Source organism: Stackebrandtia nassauensis DSM 44728 (assembly GCF_000024545.1).
GTDB lineage: Bacteria > Actinomycetota > Actinomycetes > Mycobacteriales > Micromonosporaceae > Stackebrandtia > Stackebrandtia nassauensis.
Genome location: NC_013947.1, coordinates 3088254 through 3105294, shown reverse-complemented (window position 1 = coordinate 3105294; position 17041 = coordinate 3088254). Strand labels below are relative to the sequence as shown.

Annotated in this window: 7 protein-coding genes; all 7 read left to right on the top strand. The window is 63.7% G+C overall.

Annotation, left to right across the window (positions count from 1 at the left end; all coding sequences use genetic code 11):
- The first annotated feature begins 468 nt into the window (after positions 1-468).
- The 7 genes from SNAS_RS14520 (at position 469) to SNAS_RS14490 (ending at position 17023) form a co-directional block, all read left to right on the top strand.
- A complete protein-coding gene (locus SNAS_RS14520) occupies positions 469-1158 on the top strand; it encodes a hypothetical protein (RefSeq protein WP_013018192.1) in 690 nt (229 codons plus the stop codon).
- Complete coding sequence (locus SNAS_RS14515; RefSeq protein ID WP_013018191.1) at positions 1159-2676, top strand: DNA polymerase Y family protein; 1518 nt, start codon at positions 1159-1161, stop codon at positions 2674-2676.
- The gene (locus SNAS_RS14510) at positions 2669-5986 is read left to right on the top strand and encodes an error-prone DNA polymerase (protein WP_013018190.1); all 3318 of its coding nucleotides are present in this window, start codon (positions 2669-2671) and stop codon (positions 5984-5986) included. Before SNAS_RS14515 ends, SNAS_RS14510 begins: the two co-directional genes overlap by 8 nt.
- Before the next feature lie 176 nt (positions 5987-6162).
- On the top strand, positions 6163-7395 hold the full coding sequence (locus SNAS_RS34060) for an exonuclease domain-containing protein (protein ID WP_013018189.1): 1233 nt from the start codon (positions 6163-6165) through the stop codon (positions 7393-7395).
- Positions 7396-7544: 149 nt separating this feature from the next.
- The gene (locus tag SNAS_RS14500) at positions 7545-12935 is read left to right on the top strand and encodes a DUF4011 domain-containing protein (protein ID WP_169313883.1); all 5391 of its coding nucleotides are present in this window, start codon (positions 7545-7547) and stop codon (positions 12933-12935) included.
- A gap of 114 nt (positions 12936-13049) precedes the next feature.
- The gene (locus SNAS_RS14495; RefSeq protein ID WP_013018187.1) at positions 13050-13436 is read left to right on the top strand and encodes a hypothetical protein; all 387 of its coding nucleotides are present in this window, start codon (positions 13050-13052) and stop codon (positions 13434-13436) included.
- Positions 13433-17023 (top strand): caspase, EACC1-associated type, encoded by a 3591-nt coding sequence (locus SNAS_RS14490; protein ID WP_013018186.1) that lies wholly within the window; start codon positions 13433-13435, stop codon positions 17021-17023. The genes SNAS_RS14495 and SNAS_RS14490 overlap by 4 nt, the downstream gene beginning before the upstream one ends.
- The last annotated feature ends 18 nt before the right edge of the window (positions 17024-17041 follow it).

Below are 17041 nucleotides of genomic sequence, written 5' to 3'. Positions count from 1 at the left end.
CTCAAGCCCTCAAGCCCTCAAGCCCTCAAGCCCTCAAGCCCTCAAGCCCTCAAGCCCTCAAGCCCTCAAGCCCTCAAGCCCTCAAGCCCTCAAGCCCTCAAGCCCTCAAGCCCTCAAGCCCCCAAGCCCCCAAGCCCCCAAGCCCCCAAGCCCCCAAGCCCCCAAGCCCCCAAGCCCCCAAGCCCCCAAGCCCCCAAGCCCCCAAGCCCCCAAGCCAAACCTCGCATACCAGGCAATCCCCACACGCAATGCCCAACGGGCATCGCAAGAGAGGCCGCCCCCCGCACACTGTGCCCAACAGGTATCGCGCGAGGAGCCGCCCTCGCCTTGTGAGGCTTCCCACGGCTCGCGCACACCAAAACGGAGATCGATTGATCTTGGCTATCGAACTCTTGTACGATCCTCGTGTTTCGCAAGATCATTTTCGCGCCGACGGTGGGCGGACGCGCGAGCCTGGAGGTTTATGGTGTGGCGAACCCACTGGCCCTGCCGTCCCCATCGGACGACCCGCCGAACGGCGACATCCGTCAACAGCTGGCCGCCACCCTGGGCCGCCGAGCCTCCGAGATAGAACCGGTCCTACCGGTGACCCCGCCCCTGGCCGAAGTGCTGCCCGAGCGGGGGCTGCGCCGAGGCGCGACCGTCTCGGTCACCGCCTCCACGGCGCTGCTCATCACGCTCGTCGCCACCGCCTCGGCGAACGGCGCCTGGTGCGCGGTCGCGGGCCTGCCCACCCTCGGGTTGTTGGCCTGCGCCGAGGCCGGTGTCGCACTGGAGCGGCTGTTGCTGGTACCCGACATCACCTCCGACTGGTCGCGAGCTACCGCCACTTTGCTGGAAGGGTGTGACATTACGGTCGTGGCTCCACCGTCGAAAGTGACCGAAGCCACATCCCGCAAACTCGCCGCCCGGGCCCGGGCCCACAAATCCGTCCTCATCGGATACGGCACCGACTGGCCCGGCGCCGACGTCGTCCTGTCCCCCACCACCTCGGTGTGGCACGGCATCGGCCGAGGCCACGGACGGCTGCGCCACCGCGAACTGGGCGTCACCGCCACCGGCCGCCGCACGGCGGGCCGCCCCCGCCACACCACCCTCCACCTCGGACTGCCCGAGACCCCGTCCGTCACCCCACCCCGCCTGCGGACGGTGTCCTGAATGCGCGCGCTCGTGGTGTGGTGCCCCGACTGGCCGGTGATCGCCGCCTGCCGGTCCCAGGGCCTGGACGAGACCGACCCGGTCGCCGTGGTGATCGCCCACCGCGTCAGCGCCTGCTCCGCCACCGCCCGCCGCACCGGGGTCGAGGTGGGCATGCGCCGCCGCGACGCCGCCGCCGTGTGCCCGGACCTGCGACTGCTGGCCGCCGACCCGGACGCCGAGGCCGCCGGGTTCGAGCCGGTGATCGCCGCCCTGGAGGAACTGGTCCCCGCGGTACAGGTGCTACGCCCCGGCTGGTGTGGCCTACCCGCCAAGGGCCCGTCCGGCTGGTACGGCGACGAGGAAGCCGCCGCCGAGACCATAGTGGAGTACATCGCCCAACTCTGCGACCTGGAGGCACGCGTCGGCATCGCCGACGGCTTCTGGCCCGCCTCGGTGGCCGCGGTGTCCGGCGCGATCGTCCCCACCGGCCACAACGCCCAGTTCCTCGCCGACCGCAACATCGGCCTCCTCGGCCTGCCCCCACTGGTGGAACTGTTGCGCCGCTTGGGCATCAACACCCTCGGCGCCTTCGCCGCCCTGCCCCGCGACGCTATCGCCGAACGACTCGGCACCGTCGGTCTGCGAGCCCACGCCCGCACCCGCGGCCACGACGAACGCCTCCCCGCACCCCGCACCCCACCCGTCGACCTGGACGTCTTCGCCGACTACGACGAGCCACTCGACCGTGTCGACACCGCCGCTTTCGCCGCCCGCACCCTGGCCGAACAACTGCGCGCCACCCTGGCGGCCCGCGAACTGGCCTGCACCCGACTGGTCATCGAAGCGATCACAGCCCAGGGCACGGGCCTGCGCCGAGTCTGGCGCCACCGCACCGTCCTGCGAGCCAGCGACGTCGCCGACCGGGTGCGCTGGCAACTGGACGGCTGGCTCACCCACGGCGGCACCGGCGCGATCGTCCACCTACGACTGAGTCCCGAGGGCATAGTGGACGCCAGCGCCCTGCAGGACGGGCTGTGGGGCCAGATGGGCGACGGCCTGGAACTGGCCGACGGTTCGGCCACCAAGGTGCAGGACCTGTTCGGCCCCGAAGCGGTACTCCACCCGGTTCCGCAGGGCGGCCGCAACCTCGACGACCGGATCGCCCCGACCGTGTGGAACCAGGAGCCGCTCCCCACCGACCCGGTGAACCGCCCCTGGCCGGACAGCTACCCGGCTCCCTACCCCCACACGGTCTACCCCGCCCCACCCCGGGTACGCCTGGAAACCTCGACCGGCGAAGCGATCACGGTGTCCGGACGCGGCGTCCTCAGTGGATCCCCCGCCCACGTCGTCCTGCCCAACGGACGGCGCCTGCCAATCCAAGCCTGGGCGGGTCCCCACCCCCTCGACGAACGCTGGTGGGACCCCGCCCGCGCCCATCGCGCCGCCCGGCTGCAACTGCTGCTGGAGGACGGGCGCGCCGTCGTGCTCGTCCGCAGCGAGGAAGTCTGGCGGATGGAGGCCGGTTATGACTGACCGCTGGGGAGGCCGCAGCAAGAACCTGACCTGGCGGCAACTGCGCGACATCATGGTCGGCTCAGGCAGAACCGAGGTGGGGAAGCCCCGGCATCTGCGACTGGTCACCGACACCACCGAACCGCCGCCACCCACACCGTCGACCCCAGCCGCCGTGAACCCGACCGGCCACGACGGTTACGCCGAGCTGCACGCGCACTCGTACTTCTCGTTCCTGGACGGCGCCTCCTCCCCCGAGGACCTGGTGACCGAGGCGCTGCGGCTCGGCCTGTCCGGACTGGCCATCACCGACCACGACGGCCTGTACGGCGCGGTCCGCTTCTCCCAGGCGGCCAAGGACACCAGCCTGTCCACGGTGTACGGAGCCGAGCTGTCGCTGGGGCTGAGCGGCGAGCGCACCGGCGTGCCCGACCCGTCGGGCACCCACCTGCTGACGCTGGCCCGCGGCCCCAACGGTTACGCGAAACTGTCGGCCACGATCGGCAACGCCCAACTGGCCGGCGGGCAAAAGGGACTGCCCGACTACGGGTCCCTGGAGGACGTGGCGGCCGCGCTGCGCGACGAGGTGCTGGTGCTGACCGGCTGCCGCAAAGGCCCCGTGCGCCGGGCGCTCGCCGACGGCCCCGACGCCGTCCGACGGGAACTGGAGCGGCTCAAGCACTTGTTCGGCCCCGAGGGCGTCGCCGTGGAACTGACCGACCACCGGGCCTTCGTCGACACCGATCACAACCAGCTGCTGTTCGACCTGGCCACCGACCTGGACCTGCCCGTGGTGGCCACCAACAACGTCCACTATGCCCGCGCCGCCCGGCACCGGTTGTCCCAGGTGATGTCGGCGATCCGGGCCAACCTGCCCCTGGAGGAGCTGGACGGCTGGCTGCCCGCGGCACCGGTGGCCCGGCTGTGCTCGCCGTCCGAAATGGCCGAACGCTTCGCGCCCTTCCCCGGGGCGGTGGCCAACACCGTCCGGCTGACCGGGGAACTGGCCTTCGACCTCGACCTGATCGCCCCCGCGCTGCCGCCGTTCCCGGTCCCCGACGGCCACGATGAGGCTTCCTGGCTCCGCGAGCTGGCCCGCGAAGGGGCGCTGCGTCTATATGGGACGGCCGCCGAACGCCCGGAGGCGTACCGGCGACTGGAACACGAACTCGACATCATCACCAATCTCGGGTTCCCCGGCTACTTCCTCATCGTCCGCGACATCGTCGGCTTCTGCGAGGAGAACCGGATCCTGGTGCAGGGCAGGGGTTCCGCCGTCACCTCCGTGGTCTGCTACTGCCTCGGCATCACCGCCGTCGACCCGGTCCGCTACAACCTGCTGTTCGAGCGGTTCATGTCCCCGATCCGTGAGGGCCCGCCCGACATCGACCTCGACATCGAGGCCCGCCGCCGCGAGGAGGTCATCCAATACGTGTTCACGAAGTACGGACGCACCTACGCGGCCCAGGTGGCCAACGTGATCAGCTACCGCCGCCGCTCGGCCACCCGCGACGTCGCCACCGCGCTGGGCCACTCCCCCGGCCAGATCGACGCCTGGTCGGCCAACTCCCCCCGCCGCGGCGGCCCCGCCCTCGACGAACTCCCCACCGACGTGGGCACCTACGCGGGCCAACTGCTCGGCGCGCCCCGCCACCTCGGCATCCACAGTGGCGGCATGGTGATCTGCGACCGTCCCGTCATCGAGGTGGTCCCCGTCGAGCACGCCCGCATGGAGAACCGCACCGTCCTGCAGTGGGACAAGGACGACTGCGCCGACGCCGGTCTGGTGAAGTTCGACCTCCTCGGTCTGGGCATGCTCACGGCACTGCACGAGGCCGCCGACCTCGCCAACACCCACTACGCCACCGGCATCGACCTGAAGAAGCTGGCGCCCACCGACCCCGACGTGTACGCGATGATCCACGCGGGCGACAGCGTCGGCACCTTCCAGATCGAGTCCCGCGCCCAAATCCAGCTCGCTCCTCGACTGCGCGCCGAGAACCTGCACGACCTGGCCGTCCAAATAGCCCTGGTTCGCCCCGGCCCGATCCAGGGCGGTGCGGTCCACCCCTACGTCCGCCGCCGCCGCGGCGAGGAGCCCATCGAGTACCCCCACCCCACCATGGAAGCCGCCCTGAAGCGCACCCTGGGCGTCCCCCTGTTCCAGGAGCAGATGATGGCCCTGGCCAGCGACTGCGCCGGTTTCTCCGCCGCCGAAGCCGACGAACTACGACAAGCCATGGGCGCCAAACGATCCGTCGAACGCATGCAGCGCCTCAAATCCCGCTTCCTCACCGGCGCCGCCGCCAACGACATCACCGGCCCCCTGGCCGACGACCTGTGGTCCCGACTCGAAGCGTTCTCCGGCTACGGATTCCCCGAATCCCACGCCATCAGCTTCGCCTACATCGCCTACGCCTCGGCCTACCTCAAGCGCTACTACCCCGCCGCCTTCCTGGTCGGCCTGATCCGCGCCCAACCCATGGGCTTCTACTCCGTCAACACCCTCATCGCCGACGCCCGCCGCCACGGCGTCACCGTCCACGCCGTCCACATCAACCACAGCTCCGCGACCACCACACTGGACCAGAAAGGCGCCCCCGCCCTCCCCGAAACCACACCCGCCACCTGGGGCGCCCAAGGCCCCACCGTCCGCCTCGGCCTCGACCAGATCCGCGGCATAAACACCGAAACAGCCGAACGCATCGTCCGGGGCCAGCCCTACACCGACATCTCCCAACTGGCCCGCCGAGCCGAGATCACCACCACCCAACTCGAGAACCTCGCCACCTCCGGCGCCCTCGCCGACTTCGGCCTCACCCGTCGCCAAGCACTATGGACGGCCGCCCCCGCCGCGGCCAACACCCCCGACACCCTCGACGGCACCACCACCCTCACCCCACCCACCCTCCCGGGCATGAGCGCCGCCGAACTCACCGCCGCCAACCTCCACACCACCAACAGCTCCCCCACCACCCACCCGATCACCCACATCCGCCACCAACTCGCCGCCCACGGCGCCATCCCCATCCACCTACTCTCCACAATGCCCGACAAATCCCGGGTCACCATCGGCGGACTCGTCACCCACCGCCAAGCCCCCGAAACCGCCCACGGCGTCCTCTTCCTCAACCTCGAAGACGAAACCGGCCACGCCAACATCGTCTGCCCCACCGGCCTCCGCCTCACCCACCCCCGCCCGACCCACACCGCCCCCGCCCTCCTCATCCGAGGCCGCCTCGAAAACCACGACGGCGCCCGCTCCATAACCGCCGACAAACTAACCCCGCTCCAAACCACCGCGAAAATCCCCATCCGCGACTTCCGCTGACCGGCGAGTCGGGCTATTCCAGAACAGCTTGGTCAGTCGGTAATGAGCTCGATAACACCGTTCATGTGGCCCATCGCGCAACTCGGACATCCTCATGGGGCAGAAAGGCCCCGTTTCACTATGGCGGAACGCAAGTAATATCCCGAGCACGTTTCGTATTGGAAATTGGAGGCCCAATGTACGCCGTATTCGACACTGAGACCACCGGCATCATCCCTGGAATGCACCACCGGATCATCGAGATCGCCGTAGTACTTGCTGACGACGAAGGTAGCATCGAAAACACTTGGTCGACTTTGTTGAACCCCGATAGAGACCTTGGGCCACAACATATCCATGGCATCAAAGCTCGCCAGGTCATTGATGCGCCGAAATTCGGCGACATTGCCGGACAACTGATTCAAATGCTGTCTGGACGGACGCTCGTCGCACACAATCTGCCATTCGATCTGCGTTTCCTGAGCGCTGAGTTCGAACGCCTGGGACATCAACTCACCTACAACCACCACCTGGGTGTATGCACGATGAACTGGTCTACGACGTTCCTGGAGGGCGCGAGCCGATCGCTGCCTGAGTGTTGCAAGGCAGCTGGAGTCCAGCTAACTGGCTGGCATTCGGCGCTGTCGGACGCCGAAGCAACAGCGGCCCTGCTGAAACACTACATCAATGCCGCCCGAGGAGGGGTGCCGTGGCACGACCGCCTCCCCCTCTCCCGGTCTTGCACGTGGCCAACAGTTCCGGTGACGAACGCCCACGTTCGCCAGCGCGAGTCAGTGCCGCATAAACCTTCACACGGCGATCCGTTCATCTCCGCGCTTGTTGACTATCTACCGCGTGTCCAGTCTTCCGAAGTCTCCGATCCATATTTGGCCGTTCTGGACGAAGCGCTTTCCGATCGATATCTGTCAGCGGACGAGACCGCCGCGTTGCGAGCGCTGGCCACGAGTTTGCAGATCAGCGATGTTCAGACCCGACAACTGCATCACGACTATCTGGAAGCGTTGGCGCGAGTAGCATTGGCCGATCATCACCTGTCGGCTGAGGAAGAAGAAGATCTTCGTCAGGTGGCAGGGATTCTCGATCTACCCTTGGAAGCGATCGACTTGGCTATCAAGGCTGCTCAGGCACTTTCGAAGGATAGCGATACGACGCCGCTTCCGATCGCTCCTGGGGACATGGTGGTGTTCACCGGGACGATGCCGGAGTCGCGTGAAGAGTGGGAACAGCGCGCGATTGAGCATGGGTTCGTGCCGCATCGAGCGGTGACTAAGAAGGTCAAGCTGGTGATCGCGGCTGATTCTGACTCATTGTCGGGCAAAGCGAAGAAAGCTCGCGGCTACAACATCCCCATCATGGACGTCGATCGGTTCCGAGAAGTGTTGGGGTATCCAGCACCGGCAGCTTGGTAGTTCGTCGGTCCGGGGCATCTCGCTTTCATCCCCGACCAACAAGAAGTCATGGAGCCAACTAAACACACATTGAAATGCTCTGATTCAATGAGGTCTGCCGCAATCGGGGGACCCGCTCAGCTGAATGAGGACTCATGAGTCACCGGGACATGTACGACAAGAATGATGAACTCGAACAGGTCGTCAATGCGAAGATCGAACAACTTCGACCGCGGTTGCTTGACCTGAGCCGCAGGAACCCGTTGATCTCCACGCCTTTGGACAGCAGACGCGGTTCATATGTCCGTGTCGTCGATGAGTTGCCCGACGAATTGTTCATACGGCTGTCCAAGGGTGAGCGGCTTCGGTTCGCAGCACTTCCCGACTTCGAGGACGAGCCCGCTGACGAGCAAACCGACCAGTTTCAGGAAGAGCTTCACCTGGCGATGGCGAATGACGAGGTCTACGCCGCCGCTATAGATGACATCAATCCTGGTGACGATGACGCTCCGGTGAAGGAAATCGCTGCCGAACGTCAGTTGCGGGATCGTCTGCGTGAGCGGTTGGGGATGCCGGACCGAGGCACTCGGGACAATCCCAAACTGCAGGAACACGCGAAGTCGTTCGGGATTTCACCGCACTATGATCTGCCAGCACCGGAGAACGAGCACACGGACGGTCGTCACAATGACGACGAGATCCAGACACTCTTGTTGCCGGAAATCATGGAGCGCACGCTCAATCGCATTCGGACCAAATGCCGTACGTTTCAACAGGAGACCGGTCTGAACGTAATGCAGGCGGCCTTTGGATATCTGGACTGGTCCGATCCCGAGTCTAAAAAGCGCTGCTACTCCCCGTTGATCCTGGTTCCCGTCGAGCTAACCAAGACGAACAGTCCCCGAGGCACGCGATTCCATGTCACCGGTTCCGGTGAGGAGGCGTTGCTGAATATGGTTCTCGAAGAGAAGCTCCGTGGTGAATATGGAGTACAACTCCCCACATACGACGGCGGGTCGATTGAGGACTATCTCGAGGAGGTTACGCGGCAACTGCCCCGGTCATTGAGTCCTCAGGTACGGCGTTTCGTCACCTTCGGTGCGTTCCCGTCGGCGCAACTGGCGATGTTCCACGATCTGGATACTCAGCTACGCGACTTCGCCGCCAATGACGTGGTCCGACACATTCTCGGTGGATCCGATGACGCGCAGGGGCTCAACCTCTTCGCCGAGGAATACCACACCGATGCCCCGGAAATTGAATCCCAGGTGCCACTGCTGGTGACGGACGCGGATTCGTCCCAGTTCAGCGCTCTCGTTGACATCGCCAGCGGTAAGAGCCTCGCTGTTGAGGGGCCACCGGGAACCGGGAAATCACAGACCATCGTCAACGCGATCGCGGCTGCGATGTTGCAGGGCAAGAAGGTGTTGTTCGTCGCTGAGAAGACTGCGGCACTGGACGTCGTGAAGTCGAGGCTGGATCATCTGGGGTTGGGACCGTTCGTCCTGCCACTCACCGCGAGTGGCGCTTCGCGCCAGCAGGTCCTGGCATCGGTGGCCGAGCGTCTGGACCTCGTCGTCGATGACAAGCCCTCTACGCGGGAACCACATCTAGAGGAATTCCGTCGGGTCCGGCAGCGCCTCGCCGACTACATCGCATTGATGCGGAGCGACGTCGCCGGAACCGGCCACACGGTTCACGACGTATTGGGGCGGGCTCTGCGATTGGAGGTGAACCTTCGCGACATCGCGTTGCCCGAGGTCGAAGCCGATTCTGTCGATCATTTGGCCGCTTCCCGAATCACTGAGATCTTGTCTCTCGCCGCGCAACTCGTCGATGCCCACACACATGCTTTCAGTCGCCCGTCGGGTTGGTCAGGTGTTCACGGGAACCCACTCGACAGGTTCACCACCGACGAGGCACTACGATCAGCCGGCGACATCGCGAAGCTCTCGGGCGAGGCCGCCCGACTTCGTGACACCCTCGCTGAGTACGGCGCACCGTACGAAGCGTCTCCCGACGATTCTCGTTGGCTGGACGAGACTTTGGTGAGCCTGCTGAAATGCGCCGATCGAACCGACACGGCGTTCGCCATCTGGATCGCGCGGCATGACGCCAGCACGGAAATACGAGAACTGCTAGCACAGTGCGAATCCCTCCGATCGATGTGCGGGCGGTTGGCAACGCGGCTCGTGGCCCCCTTCGACGCCGACTTGCGACAGCAGTTGCGAACTGTCTTGGCGGTTTGTGAATCCACAGGAATGGAGACATTGGATCGCGCAAGCCTCGAATCCCACATAGCTCAGCAGACCGCCATTCTGTCCAACGGTGAAAATGCGTTGCGCCTGCTCACTACGCTGGTCTCACACGTTCCTGGTCTCGCAGACTGCGGCTTGACGGCTGTAGCCGCCGCCGCGACGCTGATTCGTCAGACTCCTCGTGACGCGCTGCTATTGCGCAGACCGGATATGGCTGACCCTCGAGCCACTCGGACCCTTCAGAGTGGAGTCGAGCATCTTCGCCGACTGCGACAGCGACGCGCCGAACTGGACGTTCGCTTCGACGTCATGCGTCTCCCCGACGCGGACATGTTGGGTCACGAAGCGGAGATCCTCGCCAAAGCGGGCATGTTCTCGGGCTTGAGCAGCGGGTACCGCCGTGCCAAGCGCCGCTGGCTTGATCTACGCCGCCAAACCGATGCATTCAAGCGGGCTGACGCAGCCCGGGATCTCAAGCTGCTCACCGATTGGAGACGTGACGCGACAGCTTTCGCCGATGATCGCGAGTTGAAAGCATTGCTAGCCTCGGACTTCACCGGTGTGGACACCGATCTGAGCATCATCGAATCGCTCACAACCTACCTCGCCGGGGTCGAGAACCAGTTCGCCGCACTCGATAGCCGCTCCCTGCGTTCGCTACTCCATAATGGTGAAATAGACGTCCTGGCCAGCCTGGCACAGGTCGAACTCGACGGATTTCCAGGCTCCGTCACGGACCTGGATTCTGAATTGCGGCTGCGGCGTGAAAAACTGCGACTGTTGGAGGCCGGGCTCCAACAAATTCTCGCGCTACACCCGCGCCTAACCAATCCGAACGCGACCTCTCCACACCAACTTTTGGAACTGCGCGACATCCTCGACTCGTACGATTCCGGTTTGAGAGCGATAGCAGAACACCCCCTGCGAGAGCCGCTTGGTCGTCGGTGGTGTGACGAACAGCTGCGCCACGAAGACTTGGCCGCCGAGCTCGACTTCGCCGAGCTGATCTCTCGCCGACCCGACTGGATTAATTTCTACTGCACGGTGATCGAGCATCGGGACCTCGACAAGATCGCGCGTCTGGTCAAGGCGGATACCGCACCAGCCGTCTTCGCGAAGATGAGGGGACTGACCGACTTGGTGGAGCTTCCATCACGTCCCAAGGACGAGCTCGTCGTCTATGCGGAACTCACACAACAATTCGAACACATGGCGAATGATCGGTCCGGGCTGGTGCAACACGCTCAGGCACACACCTGCTCCGAGCGGGTGCGGGCTTTCGGTTTCGGCGCCGAACTCGACGCGATTCTGGAGCACGAACTAGGTATCGACAGACTCCCCGGGGTCATCGAAGCCCGGATCTATCGGTCGCTGGCCAGGTGGGTCCATGACCAGCACGGTGAGATTCTGGCAGCATTTCGACACGATGGGCTCGACAAGCTGCGACGGCGGTTGGCCACGTTGGACCGGGCCATCATTGCCGAGTCCGCTGGATCCGCGCGCCGGAGTCTGTTCCACAACGCCGCTCCGCCCACGGGTATCGGTTCGGGCTTGAAATCCAGCTACACAGAGATCGCTTTGCTCAATCATGAGGTAAGCAAGTCGAAGCGCCACATCCCCATTCGAGATCTGACGCGTCGCGCTGGGGCAGCACTCCTCGAACTGAAACCGTGCTGGATGATGTCACCGTTGGCCGTCGCCCAATATCTCGACGACCCTAACCTCCACTTTGACCTGTGTGTGATCGACGAAGCCTCTCAGATGACTCCCGAGCACGCTGTCGGCGCGCTGGCTCGGTCATCCCAGGCGGTCATCGTCGGTGACACTAATCAGTTGCCGCCGTCGAGCTTCTTCCGAAAGATGGTCTCCGAGGGCGACGAGAACGAGGAGGACATCGTCGAGGATTCCATATTGGAGTTGGCGAATTCCGCATTCCGGCCGTCACGGCGACTGCGCTGGCATTACCGGTCCCGGCATTCCGGGTTGATCGCGTTCTCCAACCATCACGTTTACGACGACGACCTGATCGTATTCCCATCCGCCGCCGAGGGCCTTTCGAACATGGGTGTCTCGCTGGTCGCGGTTGATGGTTCCTATCGGGCGGGAACCAATTCCGCCGAAGCTGACGTCATGACAAACGCGGTGTTGCGGTTCATGCATGAACACCCCGGTCGGTCACTCGGCGTCGTTACGCTGAACCAGAAACAGCGTGACCTTGTCGAGGAGAAGATCGATCATGCCCTGAACCACGACGCTCGGGCGCTCGCATACGTCCGCAAATGGGAACGTGATCGAGACGGGCTGGAAAGTTTCTTCGTGAAGAATCTGGAGAACGTCCAGGGCGACGAACGCGACGTGATTTTTATCGGGACGGTCTACGGCCCGGATTCGCAAACTGGGCGGGTTTACCAACGGTTCGGACCCATCAACGGTGTCGCTGGAAAGCGACGGCTCAACGTCCTCTTCTCTCGCGCGAAGAAACAGATCGTCACGTTCTCGTCCATGTCTGCGGCTGATATCTCCGCACAGGCCGATACCAATCCGGGTGCGAACATGCTCAAGCGCTGGCTCGATTATTCCAAGACCAATCGATTCGAGACCGGAGAGATTCTTGATCGTGAACCCGATTCCGACTTCGAATACCATATCGCCGAACAGATCCGAGCTCTCGGCTGTGAAGCCGTGCCACAAGTCGGAGTCGGTGGGTTTCGCATTGATATCGGCGTCAAACACCCGCAATGGCCACACGGCTTTCTGCTCGGGGTGGAGTGCGACGGCGCGAACTATCGTTCTGCCAAGTCCGCTCGCGATCGTGATCGGCTCCGTCAAGAGGTCTTGGAGGGGCTTGGGTGGACACTTCACCGGGTGTGGTCCACGCACTGGTTCGACGACCCTGCCACAGAGGTCCACAAGCTTCGTGTACAGATCGAGCAACGATTGCGTGAGGTTCAATCGACCGACGGCGCCACGTCGGCTGACAATGCGACAACGTTTAAGGACGCCGTCGCGGAAGAATTGGCACCAGAGTTGGCTCCATTGATGCCGACCACCACAAATCTCGCCAACCGGGTCGATGCCGATCAAGTCGCGATCGGCAGCCGCATTCGCCTGCGATTCCTTGACGGTAATCGTGAGGTTCACGAGGGCACCATCGCTGAGGACGGGGACGGTCCAACCCATATTCCCGCCAACTCACCGCTGGGAGTGGCAATCATAGGGGCCGAAGTCGGTGACGTCGTTCCGTTGCTCGTGGACTCGCGCATACGTAGATTCGAGGTTGTGGCTGTCTGGACCCGCACCTGATTGACAAGCAAGTTTTCACCATATGAAAGTGTCGAGAAACTGACACTCCGGATTGGTGGTTGTCGATTACAGTCCCGTGGTCGCGTCCAAGCAGAACACGGGAGTTCTCCTTTCATGCCCCTGATTCAGATCCAGTCGCTGCCCCTCCCCGCTGATGACGATGCCGCCCAACTTCGGACGCATCGACTACTTCGTACTTACTTGGAGAACGCCGGAATCGGCGATGTCGAGTCCGTGCAAGCCGACGCGGCTCCCGAGGGTGCGCGCAGCTCCGGCGGCATCTTGCTGAACATCTTCAACATCGTGCTCAACCCGGTCTTCTCCGGAGCCGCCTCCGTCGTCGTCACCATGCTCTTCGAATACGTCCGCCGGGGAAAGCGCCCGGTGACGGTAAAAGTCAACGGAGCCGAATTCACCTTCGATGCCACAACAATCCAACAGAATCCGGACCTTGTCGCAAAACTCCTGTCGGCCGCCATCGGTGAGGAGGATGGAGAATGAGCCGTCATGCTCTCGTCGTCGGAGTGGCCAATTACCACAAGGACCGGACTCTGTCCCGGCTTCCCGCCGCGCACGCCGACATCAATGTTGTCAGCCGGGTGCTGAAAGAGCGGGGTGACTTTGATGTCAAAGCCATCGTCGATCCCGACCACCAGGAACTGATCCGGGCGTTGGAGGACTTGTTCGACAACCGCAGTCCCGGCGACACCGCCTTGGTCTATTTCTCCGGCCACGGTCTGCTCGACAAGAGTCTAGAGCGGTTGTACCTTGCCACCAGCGACACCGAGGAAGGTCGGCTCGACTCCTCATCGGTTGACACCGAGGTGTTGCGCCGATTCACCGCGAAAACCAGCGCTCACTGCAAGCTGGTCTTCTTGGACTGCTGTTATGCGGGTATGGCCGGCGACGGGTTGAGGGCCCGCAGCGGCCGGAAGGTTCCCATCTCGGCGCAGCTCAACAAACACGGCACGGTCATCCTCACCTCCAGTGATCGAATCAGCCGGTCCTTTGAGGATCCGAAGGCAGCCCATCGCCCGGCATTGTTCACCGAAGCCGTGGTCGAGGGCCTCAACGGCGGTGCCGCTGACACCGACGGTGATGGATGGATCAGCGTGCAAGATCTCGCCGATTATGTGCAACGATCGGAGAAACTGCGTCACCAGACGCCGCAGATGTTCGCCAACGGCGTCACCGGCAGTATCCAGCTCACCCGGACCACGGCGAACACCTCCAAACCGACCCACTCACCGACGGTGGTCACGGTCAACGGAGTCCCCGAGCCGCTGCACCCCGTATCAGATCCATTGGACAGTCGTACCTGGGAACGGTTGCTGAACTACTACTTGGCTTGTCTGGCAGCGGAAGCCGGGCACGCTGGCTGGCTCAAGCCTGGGGACCCCTCGGGACATGTGGCCTGGCCGGGCGGGACCGAACCAGTGTTCAGCGGATCCGGTACCGCGGTCGAGCTGCCCGAACAGGTCGACGAGTACATCACCGAGCGGGTACAGACGGCGGGGTCGTTCCAGTACGGGTACCCGGTCGTAGTATTCGCCGAGGGCGAGCAGAAACGCTTCGCTCCACTGGTGGTAACCGAACTGGTGCCTGACGGGGAGTCGAAGGCCAAGGCGGTCGCAGCCGAGCTCAACACGCAGGTACTGCGGGAAGCCGGCCTGGAGCAGACCGAGATCATCGAGTTGTCTGAACAGTTCGGACAGAACTTCCGCTATGCCAATCCACAGCAGTTCGCCGAGCAGCTGAAGCTCCTGACCATCGGTATCGGCTTGAAGACGCCACAGGAACCGGATCCATTGAACCTGTCGACGCGTCTGTTCGATTCACCGTTGGTTTCCGGGATCCAGAACCTCGCCGTCGTGCATCACGTCCCCGAACGCGGCAAGGCAACCGACAAACTGGTTCAGGACCTCAGGGAAATGATCACCAAGATCCCGGAGTTCACAGCCACCGCACTGAGTGCCCTGGCACAACGACAACCGGATCCGATCACGCACTACCAGACGCTGGTCTCCCCTGGCCCGCTCAACGAGTCCCAAGAAGCCGTCATCGATTCGGCGATGACCCGGCGGCTGACCGTTGCCACCGGTCCCCCGGGCACCGGGAAGACCGCGCTGGTCACCGCTTTGACAGCCACCGCCGTGGCGAACGGGCAGACGATCCTTATCGGATCGACCAACAACAAGGCCGTCAACGGTGTGCTGGACAAGGCCAATACCATCACACCAGGATTGCTGATGCGCACCGGCAACAGACAGATCGTCGCCAGAGAGCCGGACGTCCTCAACCGGTTGATAATGGACGCGAAGCCGACCGGAAATGCCAGCCTTTCGGCGGGCCGGGTGCGCAACAGCCACGCCCAGTTGACCACCCACCGCTGTGAACTCGATTTGCGCCGCCAGACCGAGAACGACCTGCTGGCAACGGTTCAGGAGTTGCAGCGGTTGCGAGAGGAGTTCAATCCGTCCGCGGCCGTCGCGGAACTGCTCAACGCGCCGGACCCGGTTCTCGAACGAGCACTCGCACGCTCGCAACGAGCGACAAAGCGTTGGCCATTGGGCGTAATAGCTCGGTACTGGCTCCGCAAGTGGTTGGAGATCACGGCCGTTGACAAGCGGCAAGACCTGGTTCGGCTGCTCGAACTGGAGCACCAGCGTCGTGGCATCAAGTCGAATATAGACTGTCTGCCGCCCGAGCAGGAAGTCTGGAAGCAGGCACGGCAGGCAGTGGCCGAACGGATCGCGCACAGCAGCCAGCTGATCGCGTCCATTATGAACCACAACATCAGCAACGGTCGCGCCGCGATCCAGGAGCGTCTCGAGGTGCTCAATCAGCAACCTCCGAAGACCTGGCGCGGATTTCAGCGGTTGTTGCGTCATCTACCCGGTTGGGCCGTCACCGGGCATTCGTCACGCGTGATACAACCCAAACCAGCACTCTTCGACCTCGTCGTCATCGATGAGGCGGCACAGTGCCCGACTCCGATGGTGCTGGCCTTGCTCATGCGCGCCAAACGGGCCCTGATCATCGGTGACCCCCATCAGATTCCGCCGGTGGCGGAACTGAGTCAGTCGTACGACGACTTGTTGCGGCGTAAGCACAAGCTGGGTGAGGACTGGCTGAAGGAACGCCGCCTCAACTATGTGGGTGGTTCGATCTACCACGCATGCGCGCTGGCGGCAGGCGAAGTCGCACTGCTGGACGAGCATTACCGCTGCGATCCCGCCATCGTGGCAACTCCGAACCGGGTCGTGTACCAAAAGCAGCTGTCGGTGCTCACCGACACGACCCGGCTAGCGATACCGGCGGCACCACCCGATACTCCCGCCGTCGAGGTCATCGACCTTCCAGGAACGGTCACTCATCCGGGTAAGAAGTCGTGTTTCAACTCGGTAGAAGCCGATCGCGTCGTGGAACTGGCGGCAGGGTTGCGAGTCAAGTATCCGGACGCCTCCATCGGTGTCGTGTCCCCATTCCGGGCCCACGTCAACCTTGTTGAGGGCAAGCTGACCGAACTGAAGCTGGAACCGGAGGTCGTCGTAGGCACCGCGCATACCTTCCAGGGGGACGAATGCGACATCATCATCCTGTCCCCTGTCGGCAGTGACGGCATCCGTGAAATGTCAGCACAATGGATGGTCAAGCAGACCAATCTGTGGAATGTGGCCATCACTCGCGCCAAGTCCCGATTGTTCGTCGTGTGTGACCGCGGTTGGTGGGGACAGCACCCCAGTCTGCTAACGCAGCTTCTCGAAGAGACCGAGAATCATGATGTCGACGACGCCAGTTCCGAACTGGTCGACCGGCTGCAAGGCGAACTGGACGCTGCCGGAGTCGAAATCATCGCCAGGGATCAGCCGATCGCCGGCCAGCACTGTCATCTACAGATCGCGGGCGCTCGTAGGCCACGAGCCCTGTTCGTGGACTTGGGCGAACCTGACGAGGGCAAGGCTTACCGGCAGCTGCTCGCCAAGCTCGACCTGATCGCCGGTGCCGGAGTCGAACCGATTCGTATCCCCGCGTGGCGTTGCCTTTCCGAGCCGGACGCCGTAGCTCGCGAGTTGGCCCAGTCCTGACCAGAACTCCTTCACCGC